We start from the raw sequence: 14105 nt of genomic DNA, 5'->3' as shown, positions 1-14105 counted from the left end.
TTGTTCGGGGTGCCGCCCGGTCTGCGGTGCGGCGCAGCCGGCCCCACTGTGCCGGCCCTTCGGGCTTCCCTGCGGTGCTCGCGTTTCGCGGGGTCTTGCAGAACTCGCCTTCGGCTCAAACAGCTGCAAGCCCTGATCCGCGAAACGCTGCGCTCCTCGGCGGCGCAGAGGGGCCGGCTGCGCCGCACCGCAGACCGGGCTCGTTTGGGTTTTGAAGCTGTCGTCAGGGGAGCCAGCGGCCCACTTGGGGTGTGGTGGCGAGTTGCCAGATGCGTTGGCACATGGCGTTGGCTTCTTCTGTGGTGGCGCCTTCGCCGTAGTGCGCGAGGCGCTGCATCTTGTCTTCGATTTCCTCGCGGCTCAGGGTGTTCCCGGGGTCGCCCTTGGGCTCGTCGACGCGGCCCTGCAGCGTGCGGCCGTCGGCGGTCTCGACGCTGACCTTGCCGATCCAGCGGGCGGGGTAGGCGGTGTCGACTTCGGTGTCGAGTTGCATCGTCACCTTGTCGCGGAAGCCGGCGACCTCGGGGGCTAGAAAGTCGCGGTCGAATTCGCCCAGGCCTGCGCGGCCGTGCACTGCGATCAGGCCGAGCACCGTGCCCATCGAGAACTTGCCCTGGTGCACCGTCGCGGGCACAGCCACTCGGCCCAGCACGTCGATGGCGCCCTGGTGCACATGCGTGGTCACGCTGGCAATGTCGCTGTGCTTGAGCTTGTTCTTCGTCATCACATCCAGCAGCGCGTCCGCGGCGGGGTGGGTATGGCGGCAGGAAGCGTGGTACTTGAAGGAGGTTTCCGCCAGAGCCCAGCGAGTGCCGAGACCGTCAGTGAGCTTCGCCGGATCGGCGTCGCTCGACATGCCGACGCCCAGGCCCTGCGCGCCTTCGAGGATTTTTGCCGCACCGGTGAAGCCATCCTGTGCGAGGTAGGCCGACATCAAGCCACTCGCCGCGGCGTGCGCGCAATGCAGCTGCTTGGAATCGGCCGCATCGCGCAGGAACTCCCACACACCGGCCGATTGCGTTCCGGCCGAACCGAAGGCGTGCAGCATCTGTTGCGGCGTGAGGTCGAGCAGACGGCCGACTGCCGCAGCGGCCGCGATCGTGCCCGCCGTCGCGGTAGTGTGGAAAGTCTTGTAGTGCGAGCGCCCCAGGAACTCGCCGACACGGATGCCGACCTCGTAGCCGGCAACCACGGCGGTCAGCAGTTGCGCGCCGCTCGCGCCGATGCTCTGCGCCACAGCAAGTGCGGGCGCGATGACCACGGCCGCCGGATGAAACACCGAGCCGTTGTGCACATCGTCTTGTTCCACAAAGTGCGAGGCCGCGGCATTCACAAGCGTGGCGAACAGCGGCGAGCTGGTGCAGCGCGAAGTCAGTATTTCACTCGGCCCATCGGCGGGCCCCATCATCTGCGCGAAGCGCTCGATGCTGCGTATCGGTCGCGCGGTGCGGGCCGCGAGCACCGAGCCCAGCCAGTCGAGGATCAGGTCTTCGGTGCGGCGCAGCACGGGGGCGGGAATGGCCGCGAACTTCAGGTCGGCGGCGAAGGAGGCGAGCACCTTGCTGGGGTGGTTCGAATCGGTCATGAGGGCGGGTCCCTTCAGAACGAGCGTGGAAGGCCGAGCATGTGTTCGGCCACGTAGCTCAGGATGAGATTGGTCGAGATCGGCGCGACCTGGTAGAGCCGCGTCTCGCGGAACTTGCGTTCGATGTCGTATTCGCAGGCGAAGCCGAAGCCGCCGTGGAACTGAAGGCACGCATTGGCCGCCTCCCAGCTCGCCTTGGCCGCGAGGTACTTCGCCATGTTGGCCTGCGCGCCGCAGGGCTGGTGCGCATCGAACAGGCGGCAGGCTTCGTAGCGCATGAGGTTGGCTGCTTCGATCTCGATGAACGCCTCGGCAATCGGGAACTGCACGCCCTGGTTCTGGCCGATGGGCCGGCCGAAGACGACGCGCTCCTTCGTGTACGCCGTCACCTTGTCGATGAACCAGTAGCCATCGCCGATGCATTCGGCCGCGATCAGCGTGCGCTCGGCGTTGAGGCCGTCCAGGATGTACTTGAAGCCCTGGCCTTCCACGCCGATCAGGTTCTCGGCCGGGATCTCGAGGTTCTCGAAGAACAGTTCGTTAGTCTCGTGGTTGACCATGTTGAGGATCGGCCGCACCGTCATGCCCTTCCCGATGGCCTCGCGCAAATCGACGATGAAGATCGACATGCCCTCGGATTTCTTCTTCACATCCGCGAGCGGCGTGGTGCGCGCGAGCAGGATCATCAGGTCCGAGTGCTGGATGCGCGAGATCCACACCTTCTGGCCGTTGATGACGTAGCGGTCGCCCTTCTTCACCGCGGTGGTCTTGATCTTGGTGGTGTCGGTGCCCGTGCTGGGCTCGGTCACGCCCATCGACTGCAGACGCAGCTCGCCGGTGGCGATGCGCGGCAGGTACTCTCGCTTCTGCGCTTCGCTGCCATGGCGCAGCAGCGTGCCCATGTTGTACATCTGGCCGTGGCAGGCGCCGGAGTTGCCGCCGCAGCGGTTGATCTCTTCCATGATCACCGAGGCTTCGGTGAGGCCCAGGCCCGAGCCGCCGTACTCCTGCGGAATCAGCGCTGCCATCCAGCCGGCCTTGGTGAGCGCATCGACGAATTCGGCGGGGTAGCCGCGGGCCTCGTCGATCTTGCGGAAGTACTCGTTGGGGAACTGCGCGCACAGGTCGCGCACCGCGTCGCGGATGTCAGGGAACTGGGAGTCGTTGGCGTTGTTCATCGTCGTTCAATCCTGGCGGGGGCCGCCGGCTTCCTTCTCTACGCGTTGCCAGATCTCGATGGCCATCGGGTCGTCGATCTCCTCCAGGATGTGGCCCACCAGGCCGATGGCGCGCGCCATCACGCCGATGCCGCGGATGATCTTCCAGGGGAACCCGAACTCGGCGGCGATCGCGCCGATGGCGCCGGTGGCATTGATCGGCAGCGACTTGCCCGAGACGCGCTCGGCTTCGCCCTGCACCGCCTGCATCAGCGCGACATAGTGGGTGGAGAGGCCGTTTTCCGCCGCGATCTGGAACAGGCGCGGCGTGCGCGGATCGATGGGCTTGTGCAGCGGATGGCCCAGGCCGGGCACGATCTGCTTGCGCGCACGGTGGTCGGCCACGATGTCCTTCGCGATGTCGGCGAGGGGACGGTTCGGCTTCTCGCCGAAGGGAATGGCCTCGTACAGCATCTTCGCGGCGCCTTCGGTGCTGCCGACGAACACCGTGCCCAGACCGCACAGGCCCGCGGCCACTGCCGCCTGCAACGCTTCGGGTGCGCCTGCGTAGGTAAGGCGTGCAGCCAGCGCGCTCGGCGTCACGCCATGCTCGACCAGCGTCACGACGATGGCATTGAAGGTGATGGACTCCTGCGGCGTCGGAATGCGCCCCGTGAGCTCCAGGAAGGCCATGTCGCCGAGGTTCAGGTGGCCGAGAATTTCCGAGGGCAGGTCGCGCCCGCGCACGGTGATCCTGTCGGGGGTGCTGTGGCCCAGCTCGGTGTGCAGGGATTTCTTGATCTTGGTCATGTGCCTAGACTAGTCCTGTCTCGCGCGAGGTGGCTCCGTGATTGCGAAACCCTCCCTTCGGCAAATGCAAATGCCGCCCGCCGCGGTCTTCTGCCACGCTGCGGCCATGGACATCGAATCACTCTCGGCAATGCGCGAAGCGGCGCTCGACTACTTCGTGCGCAGCCGCGCCACGCAAAGGCGGCGTGCGTTGCTGGAGCAGCCCGATGCCCGCGAAGCGCAGGGCTGGAGCGCGCTCGCGGAGCTGGGCTGGACGGGCATGCTGGCACCCGAATCCGCGGGCGGCCTCGGGCTGGAACTCGATGGCGCTGCAGAAATCCTTCGCGCCGCTGGCGAGCATGCGGCGCCCGAGCCGCTGCTGGCCGTGGCCGGCCTCAGCGCGTTGCTGCTGGCGCGCCTGGATACGGCCGCCGCTCGTGTATTGCTCTCTGACCTGATCGCAGGCCGCAGCCTGCCCGCACTGGCGTGGCAGGAGAGCGCCGGTGATCTGAGTGCAGTGCCGCTTGCCTGCGGTTGCGAAAGGCGCGCCGGCAACGTGCTGCTGCAGGGCGAAAAACTCATGGTGCTGCCCGGTGCGGCCGCCAGCGGCTGGCTGGTGTCGGCGCGCGGCGATGACGATGCGGTGATCCTCTGGGTGCCGCGCGGCACCGAAGGCGTGAGCGAAACCGTGGTGCCCCTGGTCGATGGCGGGCAGGCGTCGAGCCTGCGCTTCGAACAGGTCGTGTTGCCGCCCGATGCGGTGCTGGCCGAAGGGCCCGCCGCGCAGGACGCGCTGCGCGGTGCGCTCGCGGCCGGCCAGATCCTGCAGGCGGCCGAACTGCTGGGCGCAGGGCAGGCGATGCTCGCCCAGACGCTGGCCTACCTGCGCACCCGCTCGCAGTTCGGAAAGCCCATCGGCAGCTTCCAGGCCCTGCAGCACCGCTGCGTCGACATGTTCATCCACCTGGAGCTGGCGCATGCGACGCTGAACGAAGTGATCGCGCTGGCCGCGCAAGAGATTTCCACGGAGAGGCTCGAAGCCGAGGCGAGCCGAGCCAACGCGCGCTGCACGGCGGCCGCGCTGCAGGCCTCGCGCACCTCCGTGCAATTGCACGGTGCCATCGGCTACACGCAGGAATGCGACCTGAGCCTGTTCTACAAGCGCGTGCTGTGCCTCTCGGCGTGGCTGGGCAACGTCACTGCGCATCAGCATCGACATGGCTTGCTCGCAGGCGAAAGCGAAGCAACGACAGGCACCACCGCATGGACCGGTGAATTCCCCCGCACCGCCGACTGGTCCGCCATGCCCGAGGCCGAGTTCCGCCGCATGGTGCGCGGCTTCCTGCAGCAGCGCTATCCGCAGGAACTGCGCTATCTCTCGCACCGCGCGCGATGGAGCGAGATGCGCGACTGGTATCTCACGCTGTCCGCGCAGGGCTGGATCGCCCCGGCCTGGCCCGAGGCGCATGGCGGCATGGGCCTGCCGGCCGACAAGCTCATCGCGTGGATCGAGGAACTGGAGCAATACGGCGTGGCGCGCGCGCCCGACCAGGGCATCGTGATGATCGGGCCGCTGCTCATCCAGCACGGCACGCCGGAGCAGCAGCAGCGCTTTCTGCCGCGCATCCTGAGTGGCGAGAACGTGTGGTGCCAGGGCTATTCGGAGCCCGTTGCCGGCTCCGACCTCGCGGGCCTGCGCACCGAGGCCATCGCGGGGCGCGATGCGGAGGGCGATCACTTCATCGTCAACGGCCAGAAGATCTGGACCACGCTCGCGCAGGACGCCAACCACATCTTCATGCTCGTGCGCACCGACAAGGACGCGCGGAAGCAAGAGGGCATCAGCTTCCTCCTGTGCGACCTGCGCACGCCGGGCGTCACGGTGCGGCCGATCCACACGCTGGCCGGCGAGCCCGAATTCTGCGAGGTGTTCTTCGACAACGTTCGCGTGCCGGCCGAGAACCTTGTGGGCAAGCTGCATGGCGGCTGGACGATCGCGAAGGCGCTGCTGGGTTTCGAGCGCATCTTCCTCGGCAGCCCCAAGCAGTCGCAGTACGCGCTGGGCCAGCTTGCGCGGCTCGCAGAGGCGCGGCGACTGTTCGCGGAGCCCGTGTTCGCGCAGCGCTTCGCGGCACTCCGGCTCGACGTGGCCGACCTGACCGCCGCCTACACCAGCTTCGCCAACATCGTGCGCGCGGGCAAGCCGCTGCCCGCATCGGTGTCGCTGCTGAAGATCTGGGCGAGCGAGACCTACCACCGCATCGGTGCGCTGCTGGTCGAGGCCGGCGAAGAGCAGGGCGCGGTCGCGGGGGACCAGGTGCTCGACGGGCAGACCTTCAATGTGCTGTCTCCGCTCATCGGCTCGACGGCCGCAATGATCTACGGCGGCACCAATGAGATACAGCGCAACATCCTCGCGCGGCAAGTTCTGGACTTGCCGGCCTGAATGGTGCGAGCGCCAAAAGAAATACACATCAGGAGACAACGCTCATGGAATCCCTAGAACTCACCCGGCGCCATGCCGTGGCCGCGCTGGCGGGCAGCGCATTGCTGTCCATGCTGCCCGCGCGCGTCTTCGCGCAACAGCAGCAGCCGCTGCCATCGCTCATCAAGCTCGTCGTCGGTTATTCCGCCGGCGGGCCGGTCGACGGCGCCGCGCGCCTGCTCGCGCCTGCGCTGGGCCAGGAGCTCGGCACGCAGGTGATCGTGGACAACCGCCCCGGCGCGAGCGGCTCGCTCGGCGGCGATGTCGTCGCCAAGGCAGCGCCCGACGGCGCCATGCTCTTCTTCGGCGCGAGCCCGACCATCACCATCAACCCGAACGTGCAGCGCAAGATGCCCTTCGACCCGATGAAGGATCTCACGCCCATCGCACCGCTGGTGGACTACACCAACGTCCTCGTGGTCAACAAGGACCTGCCGGTGCGCAACGTCGCCGAGCTACTGGCCTATGCGAAGGCGCAGCCGGGCAAGCTGTTCTACGGATCGGCGGGCATCGGCGCCTCCAACCACCTGTGCGGCGCGCTGCTGGAGAAAGTGACCGGCGTGCAGCTCACGCACGTGCCCTACAAGGGCAGCGCGCCCGCGCTTGCCGACGTGATGGCGGGCACGGTGCCGATGATGTTCGACATCATCGCGACCTCGCGGCCCTTCATCCAGTCGGGGCGCCTGCGCGCGCTGGCCGTCACCTCGCGGCAGCGCAACCGCATGCTGCCCGACGTGCCGACGATGATCGAATCGGGCGTGGCCGACTACGACGTGGGCGGCTGGTTCGGCCTCTACGGTCCGGCGCGCATGGACCCGGCGCTGGTCGCGCGCATCAATGCGGCGGCGTACAAGATGCTGGCGCGCGAGGACATCGCGAGCCGCCTGCGCGAGCAGGGCTACGACGTGTGGTCGGGCGGGGCCGAGCTGCTGGCGACCAAGGGGCAGTCCGACCGCAAGCTCTGGGCGACGGCGTCCAAGGGCATCGAGGCGGAATAGCCGATGCACCGCATTCACAGCCTGCTGGAAGAACGCGCGATCCGCACGCCGGACAGGGTCTTCCTTTTCGAACCCGACGGCACCACTACCTACGCGGCGCTGCAGGCGATGGCCGACACGGCCACGCAAGACCTGCTGGACGCCGGCGTGCGCCCGACCGACCGCGTGGTGCTCGTCGCCGAGAACTGCGCCCCCCACATCGCGCTGCTGATGGCATGCAGCCGCGTCGGTGCGTGGTCGTGCGGCGTGAATGCGCGCATGTCGCCGGGCGAGATCGCGGCCATCGTCGAGCGTGCGGATGCGCGGCTGTGTTGCTTCACGGCCGGCTCGTCGGCGGCCGCACGGGTGCATGCGGAGCGCGCGGCGGCAGCGCCTGGCCGGCTGCCGGGCGTGATGTACGCCGCTGCACGTGCCGAAGCGCGGCCGGAGCCCGACGCGGCGCTGGCCGACACGGCCGCGATCATCTTCACTTCCGGCACCTCGGGCACGCCGAAGGGCGTGATGGTGTCGCACCGGGGGCTGCTGCATTTCGGGCGCGTGTCGGCAGCGGTGCGTTCGCTCGGCGGGCGCGATCGCGTCTACGCCTTCCTGCCGATGACGCACATCTTCGGCATCGGCACGGTGCTGATGGCCGCGCTCACGGGCGGCGCATCGCTGGTGCTGCGCGGCAGTTTCTCGCCGGCCGATGTGCTGGACGCGCTCGCCAACGAACAGGTGTCGAACCTGCTGGGGCCGCCCACGATGTATGCGCGGCTGCTGGCGCACATCGAGGCCGAGCGCGTGGCGCCGCGCTTTCCGCAGCTGCGCTACGTCTACACCGGCTCCGCGCCGCTGGACCTCGGGCTCAAGCAGCGCGTCGAGCGCCTGTTCGGCCAGCCGCTGCACTATGGCTACGGCCTGTCGGAGTACGCGGGCTCGGTGTTCCTCACGCGGGTCGAAGCGCCGCGTGCGGACACGGCGGCCGGCCATGCGGTCGAGGGCGGCGAGGCGCGCATCGTGGGCAGCGATGGCCGCGACGTGCCGGCGGGTGAGACGGGCGAGATCTGGCTGCGCGGGCCCGGCCTCATGCTCGGCTACTTCCGCGATGCCGCCGCGACTGCGCAGGTGATGCGCCCCGGCGGCTGGTACGCCACCGGCGACCTCGGGCGCTTCGGCGACGACGGTGCGCTCTTCGTGGTGGGGCGGCTGAAGGAAATGATCATCCGTTCGGGCTTCAACGTGTACCCGGCCGAGATCGAGGCGGTGATCGGCCGCTTCGACGGCGTGCACCTGTGCGCCGTGGTCGGCGTGCCGGAGGCCGACGGCAACGAGCAGATCGTCGCCTTCGCCGAGATGAAGCCCGGCGCCTCGCTCGACGAGGCCGCGCTGCGCGCGCATCTGGCCGAGCACCTGTCGCCCTATAAGCGGCCGGCCCGCATCGAGGTGATCGACGCCATGCCCACCACCGTCAACGGCAAGCTCCTCAAGCGGGAACTGCAGGCGCGGGCCCGGCAGCCCTGAAGAAGTCCTCGAGGGAGCCCTCGGACTTATCCTGCAAGGAGGTGCGCTGCCGTCCTCCAGCCCCTCGCTAGCGGGCGCTGCATCGTGGTGGTTCGCAACAAACCACCACAGCACAGGAACCACACCATGGCCGATGATCTGAGCAAGCGCGGGCCGCAGGATGCAGCCCGCATCAACGTCAACGAGTCCCACGAGGTCCGCTACTGGACGCAGACGCTGGGCGTGACCGAGCAGCAATTGCGCTCGGCCGTCGCTGCCGCCGGCGTGGAGGTCAAGGACATCCGCACCTACCTCGGAAAACCCTGAGCCTCGGGGGGCGAGGCCGTAGGCAGGCTCCTACATCGGGGCGCGAAGGCGGGCACGATACTTCTTGCCTTGTTCTTCGCTACAGGATTTTCCCCGTGATCGTGTCTTCTGCCGCCCCCTGCCACAAGGGCTGCATCCCCACCTGGGTTGCAGCGCAATGAAGTCATCGCCCGGAGCGCGCAGCTGGATCGCCGCCGGCGTGCGCCATGAACTCCTCACGCGCGCCTTGCCCGCCTTGCGCCACGACATGGCGGCCCCCGTTTCGGTGGTGCGCATGGCGCTCCTTATGCTCAAGCGCCAGGTGGCAGCCAATCCCATCGACCCCGCTGCCTGCGAAGAGCGGGTGGCCCTCATCGACAACCAGGTGTCGGAGCTGGTGGAAGCCATCCGCTCGCTGCGCGACTGGGAACTGGCCACCGCCGACGACGGCATCACCCGCAGCGCACTCGTCGCGCAATGCGTGGGCCTGATGCGCGCGGCCTTCGACCTGCACGGCGTGATGCTCGATGTCGATGCCTCGCTCGATCCGCTGGAAGAAGAACCCCGCTGGCCCGCGGCGGCGGCACTGCGCTACCTGTTCCTGGGTGCGCTGGGCTATCTGAACGATGGCGGGGCCGAAGCCGGCACGATCCGCATCGAGCCGGATGGCGCCGATGCGCTGCGCCTGGTCGCCCTGCCGCGCGAAGCGGAAGGCGTGAACCCGGTGCTGGATGCGCACCGCGCGCCGCGTGCGCTGGCGATCGATGCCGTCGCGCTCCAGAACCTGGCCGAAGACATGGGCTACGCCGTGGCGCTGGAAGGCGACAGCGTGCGCTTCGCACTCGCGACCGGCTGAGATCCACGCCGCGTGCCGGCGCGCGGTGCGTTGGCCTGCCGGTTGGCCTGCCGCCCTGCGACGCGTCGTTCGCGCGCCTGCGCCTGCCGGTGCGTCCGCAGGAACGCGATCAGCCGCCGCTCGGCCGCGTACAAGCCGCGCGAGGGCTTGGCCGTGCCGCGGCCTGCGATCTTCTCGAACAGTGCGCTGGCCGCGTCTTCGTCGTCGTTCGCGAGTGCGCTGCCCAGCGCCAGCACCGCAGGGTGCACGTAAGCCTTCTTGCAGACAGCCGGCGTGTTGCCCAACTGCCTGGCCACGGCCGCGAGGATGTCCTTGGCGCTGTAGCGGCTCCCGTCGACAGCGGTACGGCCCGGCTCGCAGGCCAGCCGGGTGAGTTCCAGCGCCTGCACGGTGCCATGCCAGGTGCGGAAGTCCTTGGCGGTGAAGCGTTCGGCCTGCGCGTCGTCGGCTGATCCGGCGGCTTCGGCGATGTAGTCGTTGACGTCGGTGGACGAAACGCCGCGCAGCTCGCCCTCTTCGTCGGCGTACTGGAAGAGCGCCTGGCCCGGCAGCTGCTGGCACTGGCGCACCACCTTCGCCACGCGCGGGTCCTCGAGCTTCGCTTCGTGCATCACGCCGCTCTTGCCCTTGAAGTGCAGCCGCAGCGCGGTGCCCTGCACGGCCGCGTGCCGGTTGCGCAGGGTGGTGAGGCCGAAGGAGCCGTTGGTGCTCGCGTACGCCTCGTTGCCCACGCGCAGCAGCGTGGTGTCGAGCAGGCGCACCAGCGCGGCCAGCACCTGGCGGCGGCCGGGCACCTTTTGTCCCTTTTCCGGTTCCAGGTCGCGCGCCACCCGGGCGCGAATGCGCGGCAGCGCGCGCGCGAAGGCCTCCATCCGCTCGAACTTGGTTTCATCCTTCATCACACGCCAGTCGGAGTGATAGCGGTATTGCTTGCGCCCGCGCGCGTCGATGCCGGTGGCCTGCAGGTGGCCGTTGGGCAGCGGGCAGATCCACACCTGCGTGTAGGCCGGCGGAATGGCGAGCATGCGGATGCGGGAGAGCTCGTCCACGTCGCGCAGCCAGCGGCCCTTGGCGTCGCGGTAGCGGAAGCGCTCGCCGTGCTTCAGGCGCGAGATGCCGGGCATGTCGGGATTCACATAGACCAGGCCGTTGGCGATGGGCGTGGGTTTCGAGGGCACCTTGGCGGGTGGCTTGGCGATGGGCGAGGTGGAGGCCGGCATGGGGTTTGCGTCTGGAAGATGCATACGCTTGTGCCAGCGCCGAGAATCTTGCGGTGTAGGACGCCGCAAGCTGTTGGCGCCTTCTCTCTTCCACTTATCTCCGCACGAAATCATGTCTTCTCATCGGTCTTTACTGTCCCGTGCCGCCGCCCGCTGGTCGGCGTTGTGCGCCGCGGCGCTGCTCGCCACGGCCTGTGCGTCCACTTCGCCGCTACCGAATGCGTCGACTGCATCGGTAGCGCCCATCAAGGTCAAGGTGTTCGTCGCCGCCATGTTCGAGATCGGCCAGAACACCGGCGACCGCGCCGGCGAGTTCCAGCACTGGTACGAGCGTTACTGGAAGGGCGCCAAGCCCATGGCCGTGCCGGGTGCGCTGCAACCCGTGTATTGCAACGCCGACGGCGTGTGCGGCGCGGTGCTCGGCATGGGCAAGGTGAATTCGTCGTCGTCGATGCAGGCCATCCTGCTGAACCCGCAGTTCGATTTCTCGCAGGCCTACTACGTGATCTCGGGCGTGGCCGGCACGCCGCCCGCGCGCGGCACCATCGGCGAAGTGAGCTGGGCCACCTGGCTCGTGGACTACGACCTCGGCCACCGCTGGGCGCCCGAGGAGAACAAGGCCGGCGAGCCGACCTTCATGCCGCGCAAGGGCTATGAGGACTACCGCCGCTTCAAGCTCAACCCTGATCTCGTCGGCTGGGCCATGAAGCTCTCGGCCGACACGCCGCTGAAGGATTCGGAGTCGGCCCGCAAGTACCGCCTGCGCTACCCCGACGCCGCGGCGCGCCGCGCGCCCTTCGTCGGCACGGGCACCCACATGACCGGCGATACCTTCTTCCACGGTCCGGGCATGTCGAAGCAGGCGCAGTACATCGCGAAGCTCTACGGCGCGGACGACTACGTCATCACCGAGATGGAGGCCGCCGCCATCACCCTGGTAATCAAGCGCACCCATGGCACCGACCGCGTGATGAGCTTGCGCGGCGCGGTCAACTTCGACCAGGGCAACCCGAAGGAAAGCACGCTGCAGCACCTGGACCCGGCACCGGGCGAAACGGCGGGCGGCTTTGCAGAGACGGTGGAGAACATTGCGCTCGTGGGCACGCGCGTGGTCGATCACATCGTGGCGAACTGGCCGCAGTGGCAGGGCGGCGTGCCGAAGCCCTGACTGCGACCGACTGTCTTCGAGGCAAAAATATACGCAATGAGCAAATTCAAAAGGGAAATTTGAACGCATAGCGTATATTCTCGGCCCATGAGCCAACAACAAGACATCCTGCGCGACGCCATGCGCCGCCTCAATCTCACCCGCGACGCGTTCTCCGAGCGCTTGGGCATCCGCCGCCGGGCACTCGACACCTGGCTGCTGCCGGCCGACTCCGGCGAGTCGCGCGCCATGCCGGAAATGGTGGGCAAGTTCGTCGCCGAAATCCTCCAGCGCGAGGCGCAGGCCACCGCTGGCGCGGACGACCGCCCGCTCGGGCAGCGCATCGCGGCCGAAGGACGGCCGCACCTGCTGTCGGTCGCGCAGTTCGATCGCGACAGCCTCGAGGCCCTGTTCCAGGTCGCCGACGTCATGCAGCCCATCGCGCGGCGCCAGAAGGTCACACGCGTGCTCGAAGGCGCGGTGCTCGGCAGCCTCTTCTTCGAGGCCAGCACCCGCACCCGCGTGAGCTTCGGCGCGGCTTTCTGCCGGCTGGGCGGCACGGTGTGCGACACCACAGGGTTCACCTTCTCGTCGATGGCCAAGGGCGAGTCGATCTATGACACCAGCCGCGTGATGAGCGGCTACGTCGATGCGCTGGTGGTGCGCCACCCGGAGCAGGGCTCGGTGGCCGAGTTCGCGCGGGCCACCAACATCCCGGTCATCAATGCCGGCGACGGGCCGGGCGAGCATCCGAGCCAGGCCGTCCTCGACCTGTACACCATCCAGCGCGAGTTCTCGCGCATGGGCAAGCTGGTCGATGGCACGCATGTGGCGATGGTCGGCGACCTGAAGTACGGCCGCACGGTGCACTCGCTGATCCGGCTGCTGTCGCTCTACCGCGGGCTCAAGTTCACGCTGATCGCGCCGCCGTCGCTGGAGATGCCGGCCTACCTGCTGGACCTGGTGGCGCGCAATGGCCATGTGATCGAGCAGACCCAGTCGCTCGAAGAGGGCCTGCGCGGCGCGGACGTGGTCTATGCCACCCGCATCCAGAAGGAACGCTTCGCGGGCGAGGAGATCGAGGGCTACACGCCCGAGTTCCAGATCCGCAAGGCGCTGGTGGACGCGCTCTGCAAGCCCGACACCATCCTCATGCATCCGCTGCCGCGCGATGGGCGCCCTGATGCGAACGACCTGAGCATCGACCTCAACCACGACCCGCGGCTGGCGATCTTCCGGCAGACCGACAACGGCATCCCGGTGCGCATGGCGCTGTTCGCGGTGCTGATGGGCGTGGAGCACCAGGTGGCGCGCTCGATGCGCGATGCGGGCTGGCGCTCGCCCGCGCACATCGGCCCCGACGATGCGGATTTCGACGGGCTGGACTGACGCCGGCAAGCTTCAGGGCGTTGCGGGTTGCAGGTGCCACACCACGTTGAAGTCGAACGGCGTCCAGCGGCTCGCGGTGACGCCCGCATGCCGCAGGCCCCTGCCTGTCCAGGTGTTGCAGGTCTCGAAGAGGTTGTAGCCGCCTTCGGCTTCGTAGAAGGCGTCGTCGTTGCTGTAGTGCGCGCCGGCAATCGGCGTGGCGCGGCCTGAAGGCAGCGAGGCGCGCACATGGTCGGCGAGTTGCGCGTACTGCGCTTGCGAGAGCGGCAGTTTGTAGGCGCCACGCCGCAGTTGCGCGCGCTGCAGGTAGCTCACATGCATCAGCGCCCGGTTGCCGCCCGCGAGCGCGCCGAAGGCGCGCCGGGCGGTGAGGTCGGCCCAGGTGGGCGTGTGAAGGTAGAACTCGCGGTCGCCCCAGCCGATGGCGATGAACTCGGCATCGGGCGGCACCGCCTTGAAGTCGGCGAGTGGAAAGAGCTGTTGCCAATCGACGGTGGCCGAGCGGATCGGAAACACGAGGTCGGTGTGCACGCCGTTGCTCAGCACCCAGGCCTGCACGGCGGGCAAGTCGGCCGGCGGTTTCGCATTTGCCGGCCAGAACATCAGCGCACAGGCCACGGCCACATACAGAGCCGCCCCAAGCACCAGCCCCAGCAGCGTGAAGGCGATGCGCCGGAGCCAGCGTTCGATCATC

At 68.3% G+C, this 14105-nt stretch carries 12 protein-coding genes; 7 read left to right on the top strand and 5 right to left on the bottom strand.

The window, feature by feature from the left end; translation table 11 throughout:
- Positions 1 to 223: 223 nt before the first annotated feature.
- From M2282_RS24915 to M2282_RS24905, 3 genes are read right to left on the bottom strand one after another with little or no spacing between them, the layout of a single operon-like run.
- On the bottom strand, positions 224 to 1585 hold the full coding sequence (locus tag M2282_RS24915; protein WP_280811450.1) for an MmgE/PrpD family protein: 1362 nt from the start codon (positions 1583 to 1585) through the stop codon (positions 224 to 226).
- A gap of 14 nt (positions 1586 to 1599) precedes the next feature.
- Positions 1600 to 2763 (bottom strand): acyl-CoA dehydrogenase family protein, encoded by a 1164-nt coding sequence (locus M2282_RS24910; RefSeq protein ID WP_280811449.1) that lies wholly within the window; start codon positions 2761 to 2763, stop codon positions 1600 to 1602.
- Positions 2764 to 2769: 6 nt separating this feature from the next.
- Positions 2770 to 3552 carry a citryl-CoA lyase gene (locus M2282_RS24905; protein WP_280811448.1) on the bottom strand — a complete coding sequence of 261 codons (783 nt, stop codon included), beginning with the start codon at positions 3550 to 3552 and terminating at the stop codon, positions 2770 to 2772.
- Between the two features lie 106 nt (positions 3553 to 3658).
- Between M2282_RS24905 and M2282_RS24900 the strand changes: the two genes are divergently transcribed.
- The 5 genes from M2282_RS24900 (at position 3659) to M2282_RS24880 (ending at position 9655) form a co-directional block, all read left to right on the top strand.
- Positions 3659 to 5977 carry an acyl-CoA dehydrogenase gene (locus M2282_RS24900; RefSeq protein ID WP_280811447.1) on the top strand — a complete coding sequence of 773 codons (2319 nt, stop codon included), beginning with the start codon at positions 3659 to 3661 and terminating at the stop codon, positions 5975 to 5977.
- Positions 5978 to 6021: 44 nt separating this feature from the next.
- Positions 6022 to 7014 carry a Bug family tripartite tricarboxylate transporter substrate binding protein gene (locus M2282_RS24895; RefSeq protein ID WP_280811446.1) on the top strand — a complete coding sequence of 331 codons (993 nt, stop codon included), beginning with the start codon at positions 6022 to 6024 and terminating at the stop codon, positions 7012 to 7014.
- A 3-nt stretch (positions 7015 to 7017) separates the two neighbouring features.
- The gene (locus tag M2282_RS24890; protein ID WP_280811445.1) at positions 7018 to 8514 is read left to right on the top strand and encodes a class I adenylate-forming enzyme family protein; all 1497 of its coding nucleotides are present in this window, start codon (positions 7018 to 7020) and stop codon (positions 8512 to 8514) included.
- Positions 8515 to 8640: 126 nt separating this feature from the next.
- Positions 8641 to 8820 carry a DUF3606 domain-containing protein gene (locus tag M2282_RS24885; protein WP_280811444.1) on the top strand — a complete coding sequence of 60 codons (180 nt, stop codon included), beginning with the start codon at positions 8641 to 8643 and terminating at the stop codon, positions 8818 to 8820.
- Between the two features lie 157 nt (positions 8821 to 8977).
- Positions 8978 to 9655 (top strand): hypothetical protein, encoded by a 678-nt coding sequence (locus M2282_RS24880; RefSeq protein ID WP_280811443.1) that lies wholly within the window; start codon positions 8978 to 8980, stop codon positions 9653 to 9655.
- On the opposite strand, the gene M2282_RS24875 is transcribed toward M2282_RS24880, so the two are convergent.
- Positions 9601 to 10875 (bottom strand): DNA topoisomerase IB, encoded by a 1275-nt coding sequence (locus M2282_RS24875; protein ID WP_280811442.1) that lies wholly within the window; start codon positions 10873 to 10875, stop codon positions 9601 to 9603. The genes M2282_RS24880 and M2282_RS24875 overlap by 55 nt on opposite strands.
- A gap of 112 nt (positions 10876 to 10987) precedes the next feature.
- On the opposite strand from M2282_RS24875, the gene M2282_RS24870 reads away from it, so the two are divergent.
- On the top strand, positions 10988 to 12043 hold the full coding sequence (locus M2282_RS24870; RefSeq protein WP_280811441.1) for a purine-nucleoside phosphorylase: 1056 nt from the start codon (positions 10988 to 10990) through the stop codon (positions 12041 to 12043).
- 87 nt (positions 12044 to 12130) lie between these two features.
- Positions 12131 to 13411 (top strand): aspartate carbamoyltransferase, encoded by a 1281-nt coding sequence (locus M2282_RS24865; RefSeq protein WP_280811440.1) that lies wholly within the window; start codon positions 12131 to 12133, stop codon positions 13409 to 13411.
- A 12-nt stretch (positions 13412 to 13423) separates the two neighbouring features.
- On the opposite strand, the gene M2282_RS24860 is transcribed toward M2282_RS24865, so the two are convergent.
- A complete protein-coding gene (locus tag M2282_RS24860; protein ID WP_280811439.1) occupies positions 13424 to 14104 on the bottom strand; it encodes a TIGR02117 family protein in 681 nt (226 codons plus the stop codon).
- Between the last annotated feature and the right edge of the window lies 1 nt (position 14105).

This window comes from Variovorax boronicumulans, assembly GCF_029892485.1.
GTDB lineage: Bacteria > Pseudomonadota > Gammaproteobacteria > Burkholderiales > Burkholderiaceae_C > Variovorax > Variovorax boronicumulans_B.
Note: the sequence above shows the minus strand (reverse complement) of the source record. Positions and strands in the feature narration are given on the sequence as shown.

What these genes read in the sequence shown, in the direction of transcription:
- M2282_RS24915 (WP_280811450.1), bottom strand. Translation starts at nt 1,585, where the DNA reads ATGACCGATTCGAACCACCCCAGCAAGGTGCTCGCCTCCTTCGCCGCC.
- M2282_RS24910 (WP_280811449.1), bottom strand. Translation starts at nt 2,763, where the DNA reads ATGAACAACGCCAACGACTCCCAGTTCCCTGACATCCGCGACGCGGTG.
- M2282_RS24905 (WP_280811448.1), bottom strand. Translation starts at nt 3,552, where the DNA reads ATGACCAAGATCAAGAAATCCCTGCACACCGAGCTGGGCCACAGCACC.
- M2282_RS24900 (WP_280811447.1), top strand. Translation starts at nt 3,659, where the DNA reads ATGGACATCGAATCACTCTCGGCAATGCGCGAAGCGGCGCTCGACTAC.
- M2282_RS24895 (WP_280811446.1), top strand. Translation starts at nt 6,022, where the DNA reads ATGGAATCCCTAGAACTCACCCGGCGCCATGCCGTGGCCGCGCTGGCG.
- M2282_RS24890 (WP_280811445.1), top strand. Translation starts at nt 7,018, where the DNA reads ATGCACCGCATTCACAGCCTGCTGGAAGAACGCGCGATCCGCACGCCG.
- M2282_RS24885 (WP_280811444.1), top strand. Translation starts at nt 8,641, where the DNA reads ATGGCCGATGATCTGAGCAAGCGCGGGCCGCAGGATGCAGCCCGCATC.
- M2282_RS24880 (WP_280811443.1), top strand. Translation starts at nt 8,978, where the DNA reads ATGAAGTCATCGCCCGGAGCGCGCAGCTGGATCGCCGCCGGCGTGCGC.
- M2282_RS24875 (WP_280811442.1), bottom strand. Translation starts at nt 10,875, where the DNA reads ATGCCGGCCTCCACCTCGCCCATCGCCAAGCCACCCGCCAAGGTGCCC.
- M2282_RS24870 (WP_280811441.1), top strand. Translation starts at nt 10,988, where the DNA reads ATGTCTTCTCATCGGTCTTTACTGTCCCGTGCCGCCGCCCGCTGGTCG.
- M2282_RS24865 (WP_280811440.1), top strand. Translation starts at nt 12,131, where the DNA reads ATGAGCCAACAACAAGACATCCTGCGCGACGCCATGCGCCGCCTCAAT.
- M2282_RS24860 (WP_280811439.1), bottom strand. Translation starts at nt 14,104, where the DNA reads ATGATCGAACGCTGGCTCCGGCGCATCGCCTTCACGCTGCTGGGGCTG.